The following is a 21849-nucleotide window of genomic DNA, read 5'->3' on the forward strand; positions in this document are numbered from 1 at the left end:
AGAGCCGATATAAAGAAAAAGTGCGTTGAAATAAACAGGCAGGGTGATCGAGTGAAGACTGTGAAAGAAATAACACAATTATTAATGGACCAAGAAGAACCGTCGGCATGGATGAAAAAACTTGAAATGGATGAACGGGCTGGTGTGAAGAAAGCGCTAGATCGTTGGAACGCGAATTATAAGAAAAAGCTACTGAGACAGCAAGCTTTACAAGAAAAGATCGCGTTTGATGACAACTACAAATTGTTTCAAGGCGCTCTTGTAGCTGGAGTGGACGAAGCAGGAAGGGGTCCTTTAGCTGGACCTGTCGTTTGTGCAGCTGTCATATTACCTAAGAACCCTATAGAATTGATCGGATTGGACGACTCTAAGAAGATTGCGAAACGAGAGAGAGAAAGACTAGCGGAAGTCATAAAAGAGATTGCACTCAGTTATGCTGTTCACATACAATCCGCAGAACGTATTGATGAAGTGAACATTTACCAAGCGACGAAAGAATCAATGGAACGTGCAGTTTTGCAACTCGACACATCTCCGACAATCGTTCTGGCAGATGCGATGGCGTTGCAAGTTCCTTGTCAAACCGAGTCCATTATTAAAGGGGATGCAAAAAGCTTGGCAATTGCAGCTGCATCCATCTTGGCGAAGACGACTCGTGATGCATTACTTGATGAGCTGAATATAGAGTTTCCGATGTATAACTTTGCGAAAAACGCTGGATATGGAACAGCTGACCACTTAGAGGCACTGCAGATGTATGGGCCTTGTAAACACCATAGAAAGACGTTTGAGCCTGTTAAGACGATGTTGGAAGGAGGTCTAGTAGATTGACGCATCCTTTCATCCCGCAAATAGCTCCTCAGCCGCCTATTCGGTTACAAACCCCATTAACGTTGAGAGAAGGGCAGATGTTTAAAGGGCATATTAAACAATTCTTTCCTGGTAACCTTGCAGAAGTTCAAATTGGACAGCATAAGTTGATGGCCAAACTGGAAGTGTCTATGAAAGCGGGAGACGCCTATTATTTTCAAGTGAAAGCTGTCGAACCTGAATTGCAACTGAAAATCATTTCAGGGCCTATTCAAGCGCAAGATAACCAGTCAAAGCAATTGGCTAATCTTGTGGATCGGATGCAACTTCAACAGTCAAAAGAGATGCAAAGCGTACTCGCTCATTTCATTAAAAACAAAATTCCATTCACCCGTGAAAACTTGATTGACGCGACGAAACTTCTCAAGTCAGTACCAGTTGCAGTTCGTGGAGAAGCATTACAGATGATACAAAAATTGATGCAGCTTCGCCTGCCACTTACGTCAAAACATTTCTCTTCACTGATGTCTGTAGAAATGAAAGAAGGTTTCCACCAGCTGCTGCAAGCTTTGCAAGTTGCGCTTGATGAAGAACTAGGGTTGCAACCCGCTGTGAAGCATTCGATCCTCTCTACTTTAGAGTCGTTGAGTGGAGTTACAAAGATGGCGATGGACAATGCATTATTGCATCACGCAGTTGTGAAGTTATTGGATGACAATGTACCACAGCAAGAGCGTTTTCAAATCCTGCAATTACTGAAATCAGTAGGACTGTTACCGAAACAAGCATCGATGGCAAATTTGCAAACGACACTTACGAATCAACTTATAGGACAAGTAGAAAGCCAAATTCATAGTCCGAATGGTCAATTAAACAGACAAGAAAAAGTAATAAACAAAGATGTCCTCTCAACAAATCAAACAATCATTGATCGCTTGGAAACGATCATTAAATATGCTAAGCTGCACCATTCAACAGAGCTTTTTCAAAGCATTCGACAATTCGTGACGGAAGTCCAACAAGACACTGTTCTAGAACAGCCGCAAAAACAACAAATGATGAAGTTGCTAGTAGCGCTTGAGAAACTTTCTGTTACGGAATTGCCATCATCTCCAATCACTGCACAATTGACAAAGATTCTTGTAAAGCATATGGCCGAGCAAGGCCAAAAACAGCCATTCGATGTGAACATTCCCAATGCTCTTCATAAAATGTTTGGTGAGAATGCGCTAGGAAACGCCTCATTAATTAGTCAACGGATTGCACAACTGAATATACCAATTACGAACCAACTGCTTCAAGAAGCTCAAACGAGTGTGAGTAACGCGATAGACGGCAAAACAATGCAAATGGTGATGCAGTCAATTACCGCTTCACTTGGAGTGAATTATGAAGCTACGATTGGTCATCAACAAGGTGATTTCCAAAAAAGCTCGGAGTGGCTAAAACCGCAACTAGTTGCTTTATTGCAAGATCCCTCTATCTCAACCAAAACACGTGATGTAGCTGAGATGATTGTGACGAGAATGAATGGACATTTGTTGCATTCGGGTGAAGTGGGACTAAACCAGCAAATTGTAATGCAACTACCTATGTCAATACTGGGACAACGGATCGATGCAACATTGCAGTGGAATGGGAGAATGAAGGATGATGGAAAAATTGATCCGGAATTTGCTAGAATCATGTTTTACCTTGAGTTGTCATCATTAGACAAAACAGTAGTTGATATGCAAGTGCAAAACCGAATTGTTACACTCACAATTTACAACGAGGAAGAACGATTGAAAATGATTGGGGACCTTTTCCGAGAACGACTGAAAGAAGGACTGGCGTCTAGTAAGTATATCCTTTCCGGAGTATCGTTCAAGAAGTTCGAGGAGTCGACTGAAACTGCTATACGACAGCAAGAAATCATTCAAGAGCACCAAGGAGTTGACTTTCGGATATGACTGAAAAGAAGCATACTAGGAAGGAAGCCATTGCCCTCACGTATGATCCGGCAGCAGGTGAAGCCCCAAAGTTGATTGCGAAAGGTAAAGGCAGAATTGCGGAAAATATCCTATCAAAGGCACAAGAGCATAACATTCCGATTCAAGAGGACCCGACATTGGTCGAATTACTCGGTCAGTTGAATGTCAATGAATCGATACCCGAAGAACTGTACCAAGCTGTTGCAGAAGTGTTTGCGTACATCTACCATATAGATCGAGCGCATGGTGAAGGCGAAATAAGTAAGCGGATGACGAATGGTGTCAAAAAAAACCTAAAAGAGTAGCAGACAATTGTGGACATTCTTTGACATTGTGTCTACAATAGATACGGCAGTAAATTATTAGCTACAAGTTCGATTGGAGGATGTAAGATGAATATCCATGAATATCAAGGAAAGCAGTTGCTTCGCGATTATGGTGTAGCTGTTTCAAACGGTCGGGTAGCATTTTCTCCCGATGAAGCTGTAAAAGCGGCAAAGGAGCTCACTACGGATGTAATCGTCGTGAAAGCACAAATCCACGCTGGTGGACGCGGTAAAGCTGGCGGTGTAAAAATCGCTAAAAATCTTGACGAAGTACGTGCGTATGCAAAAGAGCTATTAGGTAAAACGCTTGTCACTCATCAAACAGGTCCCGAAGGTAAAGAAGTGAAACGTCTTCTTATTGAAGAAGGATCAGATATTAAAAAAGAATACTATATTGGTCTAGTAGTTGACCGTGCAACAGATCGCATTACATTAATGGGTTCTGAAGAAGGCGGAATGGACATCGAAGAAGTTGCAGAAAACACGCCTGAAAAAATCTTTAAAGAAGTTGTTGATCCAGTAGTTGGCTTAACAGGTTACCAAGCACGTCGTATGGCATTCAACATGAATATCCCTTCACACCTTGTCAATAAGGCTGCTAAATTCATGTTAGGTCTTTATAAAGTATTCGTCGAAAAAGACGCTTCAATCGTTGAAATCAATCCACTTGTTGTTACAGGTGATGACAACGTATTAGCGTTGGATGCAAAATTCAACTTTGACGATAATGCACTTTATCGCCATAAAGACATCGTTGAACTTCGTGATTTTGATGAAGAAGATCCTAAGGAAATCGAAGCATCCAAGTATGACTTGAGCTACATTTCCCTCGATGGAAACATCGGTTGCATGGTTAACGGTGCGGGTCTTGCGATGGCTACAATGGATACAATCAATTACTATGGCGGAACACCGGCGAACTTCCTTGATGTTGGGGGCGGTGCAACTGCTGAAAAAGTAACTGAAGCTTTCAAAATCATTCTTTCCGACGAAGCTGTTAAAGGAATTTTCGTTAACATTTTCGGTGGCATCATGAAATGTGACGTCATTGCTGAAGGTGTTATTGCAGCTGCAAAAGAAGTTGGTCTTGAAGTGCCACTTGTCGTACGTTTGGAAGGTACAAATGTCGAAAAAGGTAAAGCTTTGTTGAATGAATCAGGTTTGAACATCATCGCTGCTGACACGATGGCAGACGGTGCACAAAAGATTGTTGAACTCGTAGGCTAAGAAAGGCAGGGACAAACGATGGCAATTTATATTAATAAAGATACAAAAGTGATTGTACAAGGTATTACTGGGTCTACAGCACTTTTCCATACGAAACAAATGCTTGAATATGGTACAAAAATCGTCGGCGGAGTCACTCCGGGCAAAGGCGGAACTGAAGTTGAAGGAGTGCCTGTTTTTAATACTGTTGAAGAAGCGGTAAAAGCGACAGGTGCTAACGTATCGGTCATCTATGTTCCAGCTCCTTTCGCTGCTGATGCGATTTTAGAAGCTGTTGACGCAGAATTGGATATGACAATCTGTATTACAGAACATATTCCGGTAATCGACATGATCAATGTCAAGCGCTACATGGAAGGTAAGAAAACGCGTCTTGTCGGACCAAACTGCCCAGGTGTCATTACGGCAGATGAATGTAAAATCGGTATTATGCCAGGCTACATCCATACAAAAGGTCATGTTGGCGTCGTATCTCGTTCTGGAACATTGACATACGAAGCGACACACCAATTAAGCCAAGCGGGTATCGGTCAAACGACTGCTGTCGGTATTGGTGGGGATCCTGTAAACGGAACGAATTTCATTGATGTATTAAAAGCTTTCAATGAAGACCCTGAAACTTATGCGGTCGTCATGATCGGTGAAATTGGTGGTACGGCTGAAGAAGAGGCTGCTGAATGGGTGAAAGCAAACATGACAAAACCTGTTGTCGGCTTCATCGGTGGTCAAACTGCACCTCCAGGGAAGCGTATGGGCCATGCAGGAGCGATTATCTCCGGTGGTAAAGGAACTGCTGCGGAAAAAATCAAAGCGATGAATGCTGCAGGTATCGAAGTTGCTGATACGCCATCTGTGATTGGTGAAACGCTTATTAAAGTGATTAAAGAAAAAGGTCTTTACGAAAAATGTAAAACACATTAAGTAAAACGAGCAGCATGCAGGAATCTGCATGCTGCTATTTTACATGGAGGAGAATATGATAATGCTGTCAGAGACTGATCGTAGGATGCTTGTACTCCATTATGTTTACCCGGTACCTTACAACAAGATTGCGCTGATTATCGACCAAGATCCGTTTCTTGAAAACCTATTTTGCTTTCGAACATCAGAATTACAAAGGCTGCTACAAATCCCCCATTCAAAGGCAGCTCGGTTGAATCAACAATTACTACAACACGAAAACACCCCCTTCCCCCTACTTTATCAACAAGAGCAAATCATCCCGATTCCAATAACGAATACAACTTACCCGAGTTCGCTGAAATGGTTAGTCGATCCTCCTTCAGTTTTATATGTAAAAGGTGACAAACGCCTTCTTGATGTGCCTAAAAAAATCGCTATTATCGGTTCTCGGAAAGCGACTGAGTACTCAAGAAAAGCGATGTCGCAAATCATCCCTCCTCTCGTTGCAAATGAAACAGTCATTGTTTCTGGTCTTGCAAAAGGTGCAGACACAATGGCGCACAAATCGACAATGTTCTACAACGGTAAAACAATAGCAGTACTTGGCCATGGTTTGTTTCACCTTTATCCTTATGAAAACCGTACCTTGGCAGATGAACTTGCTTTAAATCATTTGTTAGTTACAGAGTATCCTCCGTACATGCGACCAGCAAAATGGACATTTCCGATGAGAAACCGGATCATTAGTGGCTTGTCGAATGCTGTCATCATTACCGAATCTGAAGAGAAAAGTGGTACGATGAGTACAGTGGACCATGCACTAGATCATGGGAAAACGGTATTTGCGGTGCCTGGCCCTATTCATTCGCCTTTGTCTATCGGACCGAATAAATTAATTGAAGAAGGGGCAAAACCTATATGGAACGGCTATCAAGCGCTTGAATCATGCCTGTTTAAATGAGTTGAAAAATGTTCCTCATATTGAAAAGGTTGATTTTAATTCAAATCTGTTATACATTTTGCAACAGATATTCTTTTACATCCGCACTCTCGGTTAACAGATTGGCAAAATTGAATGAAACTGTCCACCGGGTGGATAAATAGGAACCTCTATGAGGAGGAGCATGAAAAATGGCAGATTACTTAGTTATCGTTGAATCGCCGGCAAAGGCGAAAACTATTGAACGTTATTTAGGAAAGAAGTATAAAGTTAGAGCTTCGATCGGACACCTTAGAGACTTACCGCGTAGCCAAATGGGTGTAGATACAGAAAATAACTATGAACCGAAATACATTACGATTCGTGGGAAAGGTCCAATTTTACAAGAGTTGAAAAAGGACGCAAAAAAAGCAAAGAAAATCTTTCTTGCAGCCGACCCCGATAGAGAAGGGGAAGCGATTGCGTGGCACTTGGCACATCAGTTAGGCGTAGATATCGAATCTGATTGTCGAGTGGTGTTTAATGAAATCACAAAAGATGCAATTAAAGGTTCATTTAAAAATCCACGCCCAATTGATATGCATCGTGTGGATGCTCAGCAAGCGAGAAGGGTGTTGGATAGACTTGTAGGTTACAACATTAGCCCAATCCTTTGGAAGAAAGTAAAAAAAGGGCTGTCAGCTGGTCGCGTCCAATCCGTCGCTTTGCGGATGATTATTGACCGTGAAAACGAAATTAAAGGATTTACACCTGAAGAGTACTGGAGCATCACTGGCCAGTTTTCGAAACATGGCAAGGTGTTTGAAGCGACATTTTACGGTGATGAAAACAAAAAAATAAAGCTTGAAAATAGACAACAAGTTGATGAGATACTCTCCAGGATGACAGAGGATGAATTTACAATCGTCAATCTCGTCAAAAAGGAAAGAAGAAGAAATCCTGCGCCACCGTTTACCACATCTTCCTTGCAACAAGAAGCGGCCCGAAAGCTGAATTTTAGAGCGCGGAAAACGATGATGCTCGCTCAGCAATTGTACGAAGGAATCAATACCGGTAAAGAAGGCATTGTCGGTCTAATTACGTATATGAGAACGGATTCGACGAGAATATCTGATACTGCAAAAGGCGAAGCAGTGGAGTATATCGAAAAGATGTACGGCAATGAGTTCGTTGCAACATCTAAAGTGAAAGCCAAGGAATCAGCAAATACACAAGATGCGCATGAAGCGGTCAGACCGACATCAGTTTTAAGGCCACCTGATGCGATGAAAGCGTTTTTATCGAGAGACCAGCTCAGACTATACAAATTGATTTGGGAACGCTTTGTTGCAAGCCAAATGGCTCCTGCCGTATTGGACACAGTAACTGCTGATCTTATGAATGGCGATGTGAAATTCAGGGCAACAGGCTCCGAAGTGAAATTTCCAGGTTTCATGAAAGTCTACATTGAAGGTGAAGATGATCATGAAGAGAAAAAAGATGGTATTTTACCACCTTTGGAAAAAGGTGAACGGATCAAAGGCACTGCGATTGAACCGAAACAGCACTTTACCCAGCCACCGCCACGTTACACAGAAGCGAGACTTGTTAAAACGCTTGAAGAGCTTGGGATTGGCCGGCCATCGACTTACGCACCTACATTGGATACGATTCAAAAGCGTGGCTACGTCACGTTGGATGCAAAGCGATTTGTACCGACGGAGCTCGGTGAAATTGTACACCAAGCCGTTCATCAATATTTCCCGGATATTATCGACATTGAATTTACGGCAGAAATGGAAAAGAACTTAGATGATGTAGAAGATGGGAAAGTTCGATGGGTACAAGTCATTGATGATTTCTATAAAGAATTCGAGAAACATGTTAAAGTTGCAGACGAAGAGATGGAAAAAATTGAAATCAAAGATGAGCCGGCAGGAGAAGATTGTGAACTATGTGGCAATCCGATGGTGTTCAAGATGGGGCGTTACGGGAAATTCATGGCTTGTTCAAACTTCCCTGATTGCAGAAATACGAAAGCGATCGTGAAACCGATTGGTGTTACATGTCCTTCTTGTAAAGAAGGTCAAGTAATTGAGCGGAAGAGCAAGACGAAAAGGATTTTCTATGGTTGTGACCGATACCCTGAGTGTGAATACGTATCATGGGATAAGCCAATTGCAAGACCTTGTCCTAAATGTCAGCACACCCTCGTCGAAAAGCGACTTAAGAAAGGTGTACAGATCCAATGTACGGAATGTGACTATAAAGAGGATGCACAAGAATAAGTGGAGAAAGAAGTATGTGTGCTTTTGATTTTCTTTGTTAACAGTATTGCAATATGAAAAATTAACATGAAAATGAGTCACTTGGATTAAGGTACTAATACTTAACCAAGTGACTCTTTTGGGATTTATCCAAAAAATGAACAAAATGTGTCTGGTTTGTACAAAATATTGTTTGACGTCTTACTTCTTGATACAAATCGGTTGCTCAATGGAAATACATTCGGTATAGTGAAGCGTGGACGATTTTGGAACTTCCTAAGTAGATTTCCTATTCTTTAGATAAGGAAGTCGGGGGAGTTGTTTTTTGATAAAAGAAAAAATAACCACTTTTCAAATGTGTTCAAATTCTGTATGATGGATGAAGTGATTCATGTTGGGGGTGAAACACTTGCAACAAAAAAATGAATTGACGTTATTTCTTGATGAATACATATCCTATATTCGACTTGAAAAGAATTATTCATCTTTGACAGTCTCTGAGTACAAACATGATATCGAAGAGTTTTATGCTTTTTTAAGTGAAGAAGGGATTGTTGATTTAGCAAATGTCGATTATCCTGAAGCTCGACTGTATGTAACGAGATTGTATGATAGAGGATTATCGAGGGTTACGATATCGAGAAAAATTTCGTCAATCCGGTCTTTATACAAGTTTTGCAACGCTCGGTATGGTATGAAAGATCATGCTTTCCGATTATTGCACCATCCAAAGAAGGAACAGCGGCTTCCGGCTTTTTTTTATGAGAAAGAACTTGATGCACTTTTTGCAGCTTGCGAAGGCGATCATCCGAAATCTGTTAGAGATAAAGCGATTCTTGAAATGCTTTATGCGACAGGTGTCCGTGTTAGTGAATTAGTTTCCATTAAACTTGGTGATATTGATAATGGATTGGGAATTGTCAAAGTTATGGGAAAAGGTCGAAAAGAACGTTATATCCCATTTGGCAGTTTTGCACAACAAGCTCTTGAATCCTATTTGGAAATCAGTCGTCCTTTATTGATGAAACAAAAAAAGCACTACTCTTTGTTTGTCAATTTGCGAGGCGATCCAATTACAGCTCGGGGAATTCGCCATGTATTGGATAGTGTGATGAAGGATGCCGCTATACAAGGTAAGGTATACCCGCATATGATACGCCATTCATTTGCCACGCATTTATTGGCAAATGGCGCTGATATGAGAACGGTACAGGAGCTTCTTGGACATAGTCAGTTATCTTCGACACAAGTTTATACACATATCACAAAAGAACACTTGCGGAAAACGTATATGAACACTCATCCGCGAGCGTAGGAGGATGGATATATGAAATTTCACGCAACGACGATATTTGCCATTCGACATAATGGTGAATGTGCAATGTCAGGTGATGGACAAGTGACAATGGGTGAAGCGGTTGTCATGAAACATTCTGCTAAAAAAGTAAGAAGACTTTACAATGATAAGATACTTGCTGGATTCGCTGGTTCGGTAGCTGACGCTTTTACGCTGTTTGAACTGTTCGAGGGGAAATTAGCGGAGTTCAATGGGAATTTGGAGCGTGCTTCCGTGGAACTTGCGAAGGAATGGCGCGGAGACCGTATTTTAAGAAAGTTGGAAGCGATGCTACTTGTCATGGATAAAGAGCGCCTATTACTTGTTTCAGGAACTGGGGAAGTGATTGAACCGGATGATGGCATATTAGCAATTGGTTCCGGTGGCAATTATGCCTTAGCTGCTGGCCGTGCGTTAAAGAAGTACAGTGGTAATGCTCTCACGGCTGAGCAAATTGCAAAAGCGGCACTTGAAACTGCTTCTGAATTGTGTGTGTACACAAATGACAGAATTATTGTGGAGGTGCTTTCATGAACAAGAAACAGGAGATGTCACCTCGAGAACTGACGATGTTTCTCGATCGGTACATTGTTGGCCAACATGCAGCAAAAAGAGCTGTTGCGGTAGCGATGCGTAACCGGTACCGCAGGAGTCTTTTGACACATGAAGAGAAAAGTGAAATTATTCCTAAAAACATTTTAATGATTGGACCTACCGGTGTTGGGAAGACTGAAATTGCAAGAAGGATTGCAAAGTTGGTGAATGCCCCTTTTGTTAAAGTGGAAGCGACAAAATTTACTGAAGTCGGATACGTCGGTAGAGATGTCGAATCGATGATTAGGGATTTGACTGAAGCAGGAGTCCGTATCGTTCGCGAGGAAATGCGTGAATCCGTAAAAGGACAGGCGGAGGGCCTTGCAGAAGAACGATTAGTCGAATATTTAGTTCCAGAGAAGAAACGAAAAGGGAACATGCAAAATCCGTTTGAGATGCTGTTTGGTCAAAAGGCGGATGAGGATGTTAGCGATGATTCTGACAAGCAAGAGTTGAGTCGTAAACGATCGGAAATTGCTCGTAGACTCGCTGCAGGTGAATTGGAAGAGGAAATGATTACGATTGAAGTCACTTCCCAGCAGCCTTCCATGTTTGATGCTTTGCAAGGTTCGGGTATGGAACAGATGGGCGCAAGTATGCAAGACGCGTTTTCATCCTTCATGCCGAAGAAAACAGTGAAGCGGAAAATGCGTGTAAAAGATGCAAGAAAGCATTTGCAAGCAGAAGAGGCGGACAAATTGATTGACCAAGAGGAAATTGCGAGAAGAGCAGTTGAACTTACGGAGCAATCAGGTATTATCTTCATTGACGAAATGGATAAGATTGCGAGTCGCTCGAATGGTGGTTCTTCTTCTGCAGATGTTTCCCGAGAAGGTGTGCAAAGAGATATTTTACCGATAGTGGAAGGCTCTTCTGTGACGACGAAATACGGTACTGTCAAAACCGATTATATTCTTTTCATTGCGGCTGGGGCTTTTCATATGTCAAAGCCATCTGATATCATACCTGAGTTGCAAGGGCGTTTCCCGATTCGGGTAGAATTGGATAAGCTTACGAAAGAGGATTTTGTTCGAATCTTGAAAGAACCTGATTTTTCGTTGCTAACACAGTATAAAAAGTTGTTAGCTACAGAAGATGTACGTATAGAGTTTACAGATGAAGCAATTGAAAGAATTGCTGAAATTGCTTTTGATGTAAATGACAATACAGAAAATATTGGTGCTCGACGGTTGCATACTATTTTAGAAAAATTGTTAGAAGAACTTTCTTATGAGGCGGCTGAAATTGGTCCAACGTCGATTACCATAACGTTGACATATGTCGATGAGAAGTTGAAAACAATCGCAAAGAACAAAAATTTGTCACATTTTATCTTGTAAATGAGACATTTTGGTTTATTTAATGATTGAAAAGCTTTAGAATATTCTTAAACACATTTGAAATTTAGAGGAGGAAATAGTCATGGCACTATTAGCGAAAACAAGAAAAATCAATGCAATGTTACAAGAAACAGCAGGGAAACCGGTTAACTTCAAAGAAATGGCTGAAAAATTAAGTTCAGTTATCGAGTGTAATGCGTTTATCGTTAGTCGAAAAGGTAAGTTGCTTGGTTTAGAAATCCACCAGCAAATCGAAAACGAGCGTATGAAAAAAATGTTTGAAGACCGTAAATTCCCTGAAGACTATACACGTAAATTAGCGGAAGTGAATGAAACTTCTTCGAATATCGATGTATATAGCGATTACACAGTATTCCCAGAAGAAGAGCGCGAAATCTTCAAAGAAGGCTTAACGACAATCGTTCCGATCATCGGTGGTGGAGAACGTCTTGGAACACTTGTGCTAGCACGTTTGCAACAAAAGTTCACAGAAGACGATTTAATCCTTGCTGAGTACGGAGCAACTGTAGTTGGCATGGAAATCCTTCGTGAGCGTGCTGAAGAAATCGAAATGGAAGCACGCAGCAAAGCGGTTGTTCAAATGGCGATTAATTCATTATCATACAGTGAGCATGAAGCAATTGAGCACATCTTCAAAGAACTTGATGGCAACGAAGGTCTATTAGTAGCTTCAAAAATTGCTGATCGTGTTGGAATCACTCGTTCGGTAATTGTCAACGCACTACGTAAACTTGAAAGTGCAGGCGTAATTGAGTCGCGTTCCCTTGGTATGAAAGGAACGTACATTAAGGTACTAAACAGCAAGTTCTTAGAGGAATTAGAAAACCAAAAGAACTGATTATGCTCGTGAAAATAACACTTCAACCATTTTTGGTTGGAGTGTTATTTTTTTGAGAAGGAATCTTGGATATCATGATAATTAAATAATTCAAAACTCAAGATTATGTATTTAGTCCTAAATACTAGTTACAAGGATTTTTTATGGATATAAAAAGGTTGTTTTGAACTAATGAAACTTACTATATAAGATAGACAAAGTTCGGCAAAATCCGCTACAATAGGATATATGATTTAATGAATGAAGAAAAAAATTGCGAGATTAATAGTAGGTTCATTCTATGAAACTATGAGGTGAAAACAGATGAATATGTACGGCTCAACCATTTCGATGCTTGAGAAGGGATTAGATTACTCCTCCACCAAAGGGAAAATGATCGCGCAAAATAGCGCAAATATCGACACGCCGAATTACAGGGCGAAAACAGTAAGCTTCAATGAAGTTCTAAAGAATGCACAAAGCGAACCGATTCATGCCTATCGGACTAATGAACGTCATATTAATTTCTCAACAAAAGTATATCAACCTGGTGTATCAAAATTATCTAGCCTAAAGTATCGACAAGACGGCAATGGTGTGGATATGGATAAGGAACAGGCGGATTTAGCAGCGAATCAAATTTACTACAATGCTTTGGTCGACCGCATTAACAGCAAATTTAATTCATTGCAAAATGTCATTAAAGGAGGCCGTTAAAAGTGTCAATTTTTCATAGTCTGAATACGTCTGCTTCAGCTTTGACGGCACAGCGTCTTCGTATGGATGTCATATCTTCCAATATGGCGAATGTCGAAACAACACGCGGGAAAATGGTAGATGGCGAATGGGAGCCATACCGTAGAAAAATGGTTAGTTTTAAGCCGCAAGAGAATGCGTTCTCTTCCATGTTGAATGTAGCAATGGGAAGCCGCGATCACAGGAGCAGGTCAATTGGGAACGGCGTTACGATCACAAGTATTAAGGAGGACCGTGAAACGCCTTTTAAACTTGTTTTCGATCCAACACATCCTGATGCTAACGAAGAAGGGTATGTCCAAATGCCGAATGTTGATCCTTTAAGGGAAATGATTGACCTCATGTCTGCAACGAGATCTTATGAAGCGAACGTCACTGTGCTCAATGCGAATAAATCGATGTTAATGAAAGCTCTTGAAATTGGAAAATAACGAAGTAGAAAGGAAGCGGTGCATATGTCAATCCAATCAATACTTAGTACAGGGAACCTTGCAAGCCAAGTTAAATCGTTTCAACCTGTTCAACAGACACCATTCGAAGCGCAACAAAGCTTTGGTACATATTTAAAGAATGCAATACAAGATGTGAATACAAAACAAATCGAGTCGGACGGGATGACACAAAAACTGATTCGTGGTGAAAATGTCGATTTACACAATGTGATGATCACTGCTCAGAAAGCTTCAATTGCATTAAATGCAACAATGGAAGTGCGGAACAAAGTTGTAGAAGCCTATCAGGAAATCATCCGGATGCCTGTATAATACAACCCGTTTACTCATGAAGGATTTATTGACTAAGTAAGCAGACCGGAGGATTAGAATGAAAGAACGAATGACGAAAATTGGAACTGATCTCAAACAGTTCTGGTCAAGTCGCACAAAAAGACAAAAAACGACTTATATCGGCTCTGCAGTTGTAATCATCGCATTAGCCGCAGTTCTAACCTATTTCTTATCAAGGACTGAATATGCCGCGCTCTATTCTGATGTTTCCAGAGCTGAAATTGGCAGAATCAAAGAGGAGTTGGACGTATTAGGGGTGCCAAGTAAAATTGCTCCTGGAGGGACGTCCATACTTGTCCCGAAAAATCGTGTAGACGATTTGCTCGTTACACTTGCTGCTGAAGGCTATCCGAATACAGGGAAAATCGACTATTCCTTTTTCTCTCAAAACGCTGGTTTCGGGACGACAGATAACGAGTTTAATATGATCAAGCTCGCTTCAATGCAAACGGAACTCGCCAATTTGATCAAAGGCGTAGAAGGCGTTAAGGATGCAAATGTCATGCTTACACTGCCTACACAAAGTGTATTCCTCAATGAATCAGTTCAAAACGCTAGTGCCGCCATTATGTTGAATACCGAACCTGGTCACCAATTTACAGAAGCACAAATAAAAGCGTTGTATAACTTGGTGTCAAAAAGTATACCAAACTTATCGACTGAAGATATTTCAATTATGAATCAGTACTCTGAGTATTTTGATTTACAACCTGAATCGACAGGAACAGTAGTTGTGGATCAAATGGAATTAAAGAAAACACTTGAACGGGATTTGCAAAGAAAAGTTCAGACGATGCTTGGTACAATGGTCGGTCAAGATAAAGTCGTCGTTTCTGTAACGACAGATATCGACTTTAAACAAGAAAAACGACAAGAAGATTTAGTAGAGCGTGTCGATGAAGATTTAGACAGTTTAGCGATTAGTGTCCAAAGAATTACCGAATCGTTTACCGGGAACGGAGTGATTGCTGGCGGTGTGCCTGAGGGCGAAGACCCATCAGATAACCGAACTTCTTATGTAGAAGGGGATACAGCAAATGGAGATTATGAACGATTAGAAGAAACCATTAACAACGAAGTAAACAGAATTCATAAAGATATTGTGGAAAGTCCTTACAAGATAAGGGACATTGGCATCCAAGTCATGGTTGAACCACCAAACGTTAATGATCTTTCTTCGTTAACACCAGAAGTGGAAGATGACATCACATCAATTCTAGAAACAATCGTCCGGACGTCCATCGACAAAAGTTACGTACCTCAAGATGTGACAGATGAGTATTGGGACAGTAAAATCGCCATCTCAACACAAGTGTTTAATGGGAAAATGGCAAATGTTCCACAATCGACTTCGCCAGCTATTCCTTGGTGGGTTTATGCAATTGGTGCAGTCCTAATAATCGTAATCGTCTTCCTGTTAATCGCTTATTTCCGTAACAAAAAGCAGGAACGTGCAATGGAAGATGAGTTGATTATGGAAGAACAACGAGAAGCGCTACAAGTGGAAGATATTAATAAAGAACAAGAAACGGAATCTTCTTTACGCAAAAAACAGCTTGAGAAGATGGCGAAAGACAAACCTGAGGAATTTGCGAAATTATTACGTACTTGGATTGCAGAGGATTAAGGAGGAAATACAGTGGTAAAAAAAGACAAAGGTATGAATGGCAAACAAAAAGCTGCACTCCTCCTTATTTCTTTAGGTCCTGAAGTTTCAGCGGCAGTTTACAAACATTTGACGGAAGAGGAGATCGAGCGGTTAACACTTGAAATTTCCAGTGTGAAAAAAGTGGATGCAACGATTAAAGATGAAATCATTGAGGAATTTCATAATATTGCACTTGCGCAGGATTATATTTCTCAAGGAGGGATTGGCTATGCCAAGACGGTTCTTGAAAAAGCGCTCGGAAAAGACCACGCGCAAGCTATTATTAATCGACTTACATCTTCATTGCAAGTGCGCCCGTTTGACTTTGCACGAAGAGCAGATCCTGGTCAAATATTAAATTTCATCCAGAACGAACACCCGCAAACAATTGCATTAATCTTGTCCTATTTAGAAGCAGAACAAGCCGGAATGATTTTATCGTCGCTTCCACAAGAAGTACAGGCAGACATTGCAAAAAGAATTGCCACGATGGAATCGACTTCACCGGAAGTCATTAGTGAAATTGAAGCGGTACTTGAACGAAAACTGTCATCGACGGTAACACAAGACTTTACTGAAACAGGCGGCGTTGACGCAGTTGTTCAAGTATTGAATGGTGTTGATCGTGCGACGGAAAAAACCATTCTCGATGCACTTGAAATTCAAGACCCAGAGCTTGCAGAAGAAATTCGAAAAAGAATGTTTGTATTTGAAGATATCGTTACACTCGACAATCGATCCATTCAGCGTATTGTACGTGAATGTGAAAACGAAGATCTTATTCTGTCAATGAAAGTATCAAGTGAAGAAGTACGGAATATTCTCTTCAAAAACATGTCCCAACGTATGGCGGAATCATTCCAAGAGGAAATGGAAGTCATGGGTCCTGTTCGATTGCGCGATGTAGAAGAGGCGCAAGCAAGAATTGTTTCCATCATTCGAAGACTAGAAGACTCTGGAGAAATCATTATAGCCCGTGGTGGGGGAGATGATGTAATTGTCTAAAATCTTTCGTCCTTCTCAAACGGTTGCAACGAATAGCAACCCTAGAGAAATTACAATAAGAAACTTGCACAATCCACTGTCAGAAATAGAAGAAGAGCCATTAACGAAGGAAGTCCTTTTCGTTGAACGGGATCGATTGTTGAAAGAAGCTCGACAGACAATCGAAAATGAGCAAAATGAATGGTTTGAGCAAAAACGTATTGTACAACAGGAAATCGACGCACTTAAAGAAGCGTGGGAACATGAAAAGAATGCACTACAGCAACAAGCTTATGAGGAAGCTTTCCAATTAGGGTTTGAAGAAGGGCGCAACAAAGCCCTTTCGGATATGCATGCGGCTGTCGAAATTGCGAATGAAGTGACGATGACTTCCAAGGAAAATGCACAGAAATATTTAGCCTCCCAAGAAAGACTCATACTGGAACTAGCAATCCGCTCAGCAAGCCGAATTCTTGGAAGGGTACTAGAAGAAGATCACGAATCATTTTTATCAATTGTAAAAAAAGGATTAAAAGAAGCGAGAGAGTCAAAAGAAATTAAGCTATTCGTTTCGCTCGAAGACTTTGAACTTGTATCGTCAAATCGTACAGAACTAATGGCAATTTTTCCACCTGATATACCGTTTTTCATCTTTGCTGATGAAGATTTGCAAAGTAATGATTGCATGATTGAAACGAATCAAGGGCGAATTGTTGCGAGTGTGAAAGACCAATTATCCGAACTGAAAGAAAAGCTTGTCGAACTGTTGGAAAGTGGTGACTGATGATGAAAAAAGCCGAAGAATTGCTTGAAGTCATACCGCAATTACATACTTTCAAGAAGTTCGGACGAGTTGTCCGTGTTGTTGGTCTCATGATCGAATCACAAGGACCGGTAAGTGCCATAGGTGATGTTTGTCGCATCCACTTAAACAATGAGCGGAAAAACGACACGATTTTGGCGGAAGTCGTCGGTTTTCGTGAAGAAATTGTCATTTTAATGCCCTACACGAAAATTAGTGATATTTCAAGTGGGTGTTTAGTTGAATGCACAGGGAAACCGCTTGAAGTGAAGGTTGGAATGGAGCTGATTGGTAGGGTCGTCGATTCGATGGGCAATCCAATCGATCAGTATCCACTGCCTAAAGGTTTAACTTCTGTAAGAACGGAACAGGATCCGCCGAGTGTCTTGTCCCGATTGCCGATTCAAGATCAGCTTGCAGTAGGTGTAAAGGCAATTGATGGCATGTTAACGGTAGGGAATGGACAAAGGGTAGGGATATTTGCAGGCTCTGGTGTCGGGAAAAGTACGTTGCTAGGCATGATTGCCCGCAATACGACAGCAGATTTAAATGTGATTGCACTCATTGGTGAACGTGGAAGGGAAGTTCGCGAATTCATTGAGAGGGACTTGGGACCTGAAGGACTCAGTCGCACAATTGTTGTAGCAGCAACATCCGACCAACCCGCGTTAATGCGCATAAAAGGCGCGCTGACTGCGACAGCTATCGCGGAATATTTTCGTGACAAAGGCATGAATGTCATGCTGATGATGGATTCTGTTACACGTGTAGCAATGGCTCAGAGGGAAATTGGTTTAGCAGTTGGTGAGCCACCTGCGACAAGAGGATATACACCCTCCGTCTTTTCAATATTGCCAAAGCTTCTTGAGCGTACTGGGACAAATGAAGTGGGAGCCATTACAGCTTTTTACACCGTTCTTGTCGACGGCGATGATATGAATGAACCGATTGCAGACGCTGTTCGTGGTATTCTCGATGGTCATATCGTATTAGATCGTACGTTAGCAAATAAAGGACAATACCCAGCAATCAACGTGTTAAAAAGTGTCAGCCGACTTATGAACCATATCGCTTCACCAGAACATGTGAGAGCCGCTGAAAAATTGAGGGAATTATACTATACATTCAATAAATCCGAAGACCTCATTAATATTGGTGCTTATAAACGGGGTACGTCAAAAGAAATCGATGATGCGATTGACTTTGAACCTCGTATAACGACCTATTTGAAACAGAGTTACAAAGATAATATTCGAATGGAAGACAGTATCGGGGAATTGATCTCACTTGCAACAGGAGGAGGTACACGATGAAACCTTATGTCTATCGATTTGACAAAGTGCTCAGTTTTCGGGAGCAGGAGAAAACGGAAACGGAAATCGAATATAAAAAAGCAGTTGAATCGTTTGAGAAAGTTGCGACTGAACTTTATGAACTGCTTAAGAAGAAAGAAGATGTTTCCGAAGCGCACCAAGAAAAAATGAAGCAAGGTTTTATGATAAACGAGGTGCATCATTATGTGCGATTCATCGATACGCTTGAAAAACGCATAGCCAGTCTTCAAATGACCGTTATGAAAGCTCGTTCAAAAATGAAATGGTTTGAAGAGAAACTGCTTGAGCGATCGATAGAAGTAAAGAAATTTGAAAAAATGAAAGAAAAAGATCAAGAACATTATCAAGCTGAACTGGAACAAGTGGAAGCTAGCTTGTTGGATGAATTGTCGACTATGAAGTTCCATAGAAAAGAAACAGGGTGGTAATGTGGTAAATAAACCGAAACAATTAGCAGCAAAGAATGAAGTAGAAAAAGGTGCTAAAAAAGCGAATCTTTTTCAAACACTCTTAATGTGGACACTCATTCCTTTATTATTCACAACAATGGTTCTATTAATCATTGCATTTGTAGCAGACATTAATGTGTTGGACGAAATGAAAAAAATGTCGTCCTCTCTTCCATTCTCTACTGAGAAGAAGTCTGAGGATGATGAAGAACTAGCTGCAGATATAGAAGAACGCGTTGTATCTTTACAAGCCGAAATCAAAGAAAAAGAGTCACAAGTGTACAAGTTACAAGAAGAACTGGAGCAGTTCAAAGACGAAAAGAACGCATGGTTAACTGAACAAGAAAATCTTCAACGTCAAATTGAAGCTTTGCAACGTGCGAAAGAAGATAACAAAAGGGATGTAAAGGAAATTATTTCGACGTTCGAGAAAATGTCTGCTAAATCTGCAGCACCCGTCATTACGAATATGAATGATGCTGAAGCGATACAAATCCTTACTGCATTAAAACCTGAAGTGCTAGCGCCTATTTTAGAGAAGATGTCTGCTGAAGATGCTGCAAAATATACGAGCCTTATGACGAAATAGTTGAGTAGTTTACACATTGAAAGGGGGTGAAAAATTGAACATCAGCGCACTACAGTCACTCGTTATTGGAAATCAAACGACCGTAAAGTTGGGGAATGAACAATCAAGTTCTTCTACAAAATCCTTTGGATCAGTATTTGGCCAGATGATGGCTACACCTAAAGACTCGTCTGGTAGCCAATCAAGTGGAAATATTGACGTGCACTATTTGAAAGATGTACTACAGGCGAATACGTTGGAAGATTTGAAAGAAGCACTAAGCGCAATACCAGGTTTTGATTCAACGGAATTGACAGAAACAATCAATTCGTTAACAAGTGCATCGAGTGTCGAAGAAATCCTCGCTACACTTATGGTGGAACCAGAACAGTTTCTTGACGACTTAAAAAAATTGTTCGTAGAAGCTGGACTTCCTGAAGAAGAATTCAATCATCAGTTAGAGACGGTTGATGTTTGGACAATGATCGGTTTTCTAGAAGAGGTTGGAGTTGCATTTTATGAAAAACTAGGCGAGACGATGGATAAGAACCTAACTCCTAACGAAAAGGTATCTGTTGTATCTTTCCTTAAAATGGTAGAGTTTCTCGCTGCTCATTCGGATATGACCGTCACAATGGAACAGAAATTGTCTAGTTTCACAACCATGTATCAGCTGACATTGGAACAGTTGCAGACAAGATTGCAAACTACGCCTATAAGTAAACAGGGGTACATGCAGTTGTTGCAAGATAAAGTAAATGTACAAATCGTTCGGTCGAATGAGTCTTCATCTACTGACAATGGGTCATCTAGTAAACAACCGGATACGACATCTCAAGGAAATGTTTCGTCGACGACGCATGCATCAATAAAAACGGAATTTTCGTTGTCTCAAGAACCAAACACTTCAAATAGAAGTGAAACGTTAATGCGAGAAATGCAACTACTGTTGAAACGCTCGAACTTCGGACAAGTAGGTGGGTCAACGAGGATGCTGATCAAGTTGTACCCTGAACATTTAGGGCAAATACGTATTGAGTTACATGAAGCAAATGGGGTATTGTCCGCAAGAATACTGGCCTCCACTTCACTTGCAAAAGGGATGTTAGATAGCCAATTGCATCAGCTCAGACACGCGTTCACCCAACAGAATTTGCAAGTTGACCGTATTGATATTTCACAGTCCATTCAAGATCCTTCACGTAGTGATCGGGAACAATCGTTCAATGAGCAATTTAGACAAAGGCAACAGCCTAGTGAACAACAACAGAACAATACTCGAGAAGATGAAACTTCTTTTGAAGAATATTTAATTGAATTAGAGGTGTAGGCAATTGGTAGAAAGCCAAAAACCGATAACGGAATCGATGTTTTTGCTTAATAAGCAACGGGAACAACGTAAAACTGGGCCCGATACGATGGGAAAAGACGCTTTCATGAAAATTCTCATTGCACAACTGCAAAACCAAGATCCGACAAATCCGATGAAAGACAACGAATTCATTGCACAAATGGCGCAGTTTTCTTCTTTGGAACAGACAATGAATCTAGCGAACGCATTTGAAAAATTCGCTATTGCTCAAAATCAGACGCAGTTAATTCAATATAATCAATTTGTTGGAAAAAATGTCCGTTGGCATGAAGTGACGGATGAAAAAGGTGAAGACGGCAAACCGGTCATTCATGAAGGAACAGGCGTCATTAAAGCTGCGAAGTTTGTCGATGGATCTGTAATTTTTATTATGGAAGACGGCAAAGAACTGACACCAGGCAACATTTCGGAAGTATTAGCTGGCACAGGCAACACGAACAGTTTGCTAGAAGCAAGTATGCTCATCGGTAAAACTGTTGGCTATATGGACGGAGAGGAAGAGAAAAGCGGTAAAGTTGTTTCTGTTTCAAATAAAGATGGGAAGCTGGAATATGTGTTAGAGGATGGCACAAGAATCGACGGCAAATCATTTACATCGATTAGTCAGTAACGAAGAAA

Annotated in this window: 22 protein-coding genes; all 22 read left to right on the forward strand. The window is 40.9% G+C overall.

Annotated features, from left to right (window positions below; translation table 11 throughout):
- The first annotated feature begins 51 nt into the window (after positions 1 to 51).
- Positions 52 to 831 (forward strand): ribonuclease HII, encoded by a 780-nt coding sequence (locus tag NRI27_RS05760; RefSeq protein ID WP_371389884.1) that lies wholly within the window; start codon positions 52 to 54, stop codon positions 829 to 831.
- Positions 828 to 2762 (forward strand): hypothetical protein, encoded by a 1935-nt coding sequence (locus NRI27_RS05765; protein ID WP_371389885.1) that lies wholly within the window; start codon positions 828 to 830, stop codon positions 2760 to 2762. Before NRI27_RS05760 ends, NRI27_RS05765 begins: the two co-directional genes overlap by 4 nt.
- Positions 2759 to 3088 (forward strand): EscU/YscU/HrcU family type III secretion system export apparatus switch protein, encoded by a 330-nt coding sequence (locus NRI27_RS05770; RefSeq protein WP_317941676.1) that lies wholly within the window; start codon positions 2759 to 2761, stop codon positions 3086 to 3088. Before NRI27_RS05765 ends, NRI27_RS05770 begins: the two co-directional genes overlap by 4 nt.
- A gap of 87 nt (positions 3089 to 3175) precedes the next feature.
- The gene (gene sucC / locus NRI27_RS05775) at positions 3176 to 4336 is read left to right on the forward strand and encodes an ADP-forming succinate--CoA ligase subunit beta (RefSeq protein ID WP_371389886.1); all 1161 of its coding nucleotides are present in this window, start codon (positions 3176 to 3178) and stop codon (positions 4334 to 4336) included.
- 18 nt (positions 4337 to 4354) lie between these two features.
- Entirely contained in the window at positions 4355 to 5257 is a 903-nt protein-coding gene (gene sucD, locus NRI27_RS05780; protein ID WP_317941674.1) for a succinate--CoA ligase subunit alpha, read from the forward strand.
- A gap of 61 nt (positions 5258 to 5318) precedes the next feature.
- Entirely contained in the window at positions 5319 to 6200 is an 882-nt protein-coding gene (dprA, locus tag NRI27_RS05785; RefSeq protein WP_371389887.1) for a DNA-processing protein DprA, read from the forward strand.
- 170 nt (positions 6201 to 6370) lie between these two features.
- Positions 6371 to 8446, forward strand: a complete 2076-nt coding sequence (gene topA, locus NRI27_RS05790; RefSeq protein WP_371389888.1) for a type I DNA topoisomerase — start codon at positions 6371 to 6373, stop codon at positions 8444 to 8446.
- Between the two features lie 388 nt (positions 8447 to 8834).
- A complete protein-coding gene (gene xerC / locus NRI27_RS05795; protein WP_371389889.1) occupies positions 8835 to 9740 on the forward strand; it encodes a tyrosine recombinase XerC in 906 nt (301 codons plus the stop codon).
- 12 nt (positions 9741 to 9752) lie between these two features.
- Entirely contained in the window at positions 9753 to 10295 is a 543-nt protein-coding gene (hslV, locus tag NRI27_RS05800; protein ID WP_317941670.1) for an ATP-dependent protease subunit HslV, read from the forward strand.
- Positions 10292 to 11695: an ATP-dependent protease ATPase subunit HslU gene (gene hslU, locus NRI27_RS05805; protein ID WP_371389890.1), complete on the forward strand. Its 1404-nt coding sequence runs from the start codon at positions 10292 to 10294 to the stop codon at positions 11693 to 11695. The genes hslV and hslU overlap by 4 nt, the downstream gene beginning before the upstream one ends.
- Before the next feature lie 82 nt (positions 11696 to 11777).
- Entirely contained in the window at positions 11778 to 12554 is a 777-nt protein-coding gene (codY, locus tag NRI27_RS05810) for a GTP-sensing pleiotropic transcriptional regulator CodY (protein ID WP_371389891.1), read from the forward strand.
- Between the two features lie 303 nt (positions 12555 to 12857).
- On the forward strand, positions 12858 to 13250 hold the full coding sequence (gene flgB, locus NRI27_RS05815) for a flagellar basal body rod protein FlgB (protein ID WP_371389892.1): 393 nt from the start codon (positions 12858 to 12860) through the stop codon (positions 13248 to 13250).
- A 2-nt stretch (positions 13251 to 13252) separates the two neighbouring features.
- Entirely contained in the window at positions 13253 to 13720 is a 468-nt protein-coding gene (gene flgC / locus NRI27_RS05820) for a flagellar basal body rod protein FlgC (RefSeq protein ID WP_317941666.1), read from the forward strand.
- 24 nt (positions 13721 to 13744) lie between these two features.
- Positions 13745 to 14053, forward strand: a complete 309-nt coding sequence (gene fliE, locus NRI27_RS05825; protein WP_317941665.1) for a flagellar hook-basal body complex protein FliE — start codon at positions 13745 to 13747, stop codon at positions 14051 to 14053.
- 58 nt (positions 14054 to 14111) lie between these two features.
- Positions 14112 to 15701: a flagellar basal-body MS-ring/collar protein FliF gene (fliF, locus tag NRI27_RS05830; RefSeq protein ID WP_371389894.1), complete on the forward strand. Its 1590-nt coding sequence runs from the start codon at positions 14112 to 14114 to the stop codon at positions 15699 to 15701.
- A 12-nt stretch (positions 15702 to 15713) separates the two neighbouring features.
- A complete protein-coding gene (gene fliG, locus NRI27_RS05835; RefSeq protein WP_371389895.1) occupies positions 15714 to 16727 on the forward strand; it encodes a flagellar motor switch protein FliG in 1014 nt (337 codons plus the stop codon).
- On the forward strand, positions 16720 to 17490 hold the full coding sequence (fliH, locus tag NRI27_RS05840; protein WP_371389896.1) for a flagellar assembly protein FliH: 771 nt from the start codon (positions 16720 to 16722) through the stop codon (positions 17488 to 17490). Before fliG ends, fliH begins: the two co-directional genes overlap by 8 nt.
- Positions 17491 to 17492: 2 nt before the next feature.
- Complete coding sequence (fliI, locus tag NRI27_RS05845) at positions 17493 to 18821, forward strand: flagellar protein export ATPase FliI (protein ID WP_371390060.1); 1329 nt, start codon at positions 17493 to 17495, stop codon at positions 18819 to 18821.
- A complete protein-coding gene (gene fliJ / locus NRI27_RS05850) occupies positions 18818 to 19270 on the forward strand; it encodes a flagellar export protein FliJ (RefSeq protein ID WP_317941661.1) in 453 nt (150 codons plus the stop codon). Before fliI ends, fliJ begins: the two co-directional genes overlap by 4 nt.
- Before the next feature lies 1 nt (position 19271).
- Positions 19272 to 19880 carry a MotE family protein gene (locus NRI27_RS05855; protein WP_371389897.1) on the forward strand — a complete coding sequence of 203 codons (609 nt, stop codon included), beginning with the start codon at positions 19272 to 19274 and terminating at the stop codon, positions 19878 to 19880.
- 34 nt (positions 19881 to 19914) lie between these two features.
- Positions 19915 to 21189 carry a flagellar hook-length control protein FliK gene (locus tag NRI27_RS05860; RefSeq protein WP_371389898.1) on the forward strand — a complete coding sequence of 425 codons (1275 nt, stop codon included), beginning with the start codon at positions 19915 to 19917 and terminating at the stop codon, positions 21187 to 21189.
- A gap of 4 nt (positions 21190 to 21193) precedes the next feature.
- Positions 21194 to 21841 (forward strand): flagellar hook assembly protein FlgD, encoded by a 648-nt coding sequence (gene flgD / locus NRI27_RS05865; protein ID WP_371389899.1) that lies wholly within the window; start codon positions 21194 to 21196, stop codon positions 21839 to 21841.
- The last annotated feature ends 8 nt before the right edge of the window (positions 21842 to 21849 follow it).

Origin of the sequence: Sporosarcina sp. OR05 (assembly GCF_041414805.1) — a bacterium.
GTDB classification, from domain to species: Bacteria; Bacillota; Bacilli; order Bacillales_A; family Planococcaceae; genus Sporosarcina; species Sporosarcina saromensis.

Excerpts from the sequence above, each read along its gene's own strand:
- topA (WP_371389888.1), top strand. The coding sequence starts at position 6,371 with ATGGCAGATTACTTAGTTATCGTTGAATCGCCGGCAAAGGCGAAAACT.
- codY (WP_371389891.1), top strand. The coding sequence starts at position 11,778 with ATGGCACTATTAGCGAAAACAAGAAAAATCAATGCAATGTTACAAGAA.
- hslU (WP_371389890.1), top strand. The coding sequence starts at position 10,292 with ATGAACAAGAAACAGGAGATGTCACCTCGAGAACTGACGATGTTTCTC.
- sucC (WP_371389886.1), top strand. The coding sequence starts at position 3,176 with ATGAATATCCATGAATATCAAGGAAAGCAGTTGCTTCGCGATTATGGT.
- hslV (WP_317941670.1), top strand. The coding sequence starts at position 9,753 with ATGAAATTTCACGCAACGACGATATTTGCCATTCGACATAATGGTGAA.
- fliJ (WP_317941661.1), top strand. The coding sequence starts at position 18,818 with ATGAAACCTTATGTCTATCGATTTGACAAAGTGCTCAGTTTTCGGGAG.
- sucD (WP_317941674.1), top strand. The coding sequence starts at position 4,355 with ATGGCAATTTATATTAATAAAGATACAAAAGTGATTGTACAAGGTATT.
- fliE (WP_317941665.1), top strand. The coding sequence starts at position 13,745 with ATGTCAATCCAATCAATACTTAGTACAGGGAACCTTGCAAGCCAAGTT.
- fliF (WP_371389894.1), top strand. The coding sequence starts at position 14,112 with ATGAAAGAACGAATGACGAAAATTGGAACTGATCTCAAACAGTTCTGG.
- dprA (WP_371389887.1), top strand. The coding sequence starts at position 5,319 with ATGCTGTCAGAGACTGATCGTAGGATGCTTGTACTCCATTATGTTTAC.
- NRI27_RS05770 (WP_317941676.1), top strand. The coding sequence starts at position 2,759 with ATGACTGAAAAGAAGCATACTAGGAAGGAAGCCATTGCCCTCACGTAT.
- fliI (WP_371390060.1), top strand. The coding sequence starts at position 17,493 with ATGAAAAAAGCCGAAGAATTGCTTGAAGTCATACCGCAATTACATACT.
- flgB (WP_371389892.1), top strand. The coding sequence starts at position 12,858 with ATGAATATGTACGGCTCAACCATTTCGATGCTTGAGAAGGGATTAGAT.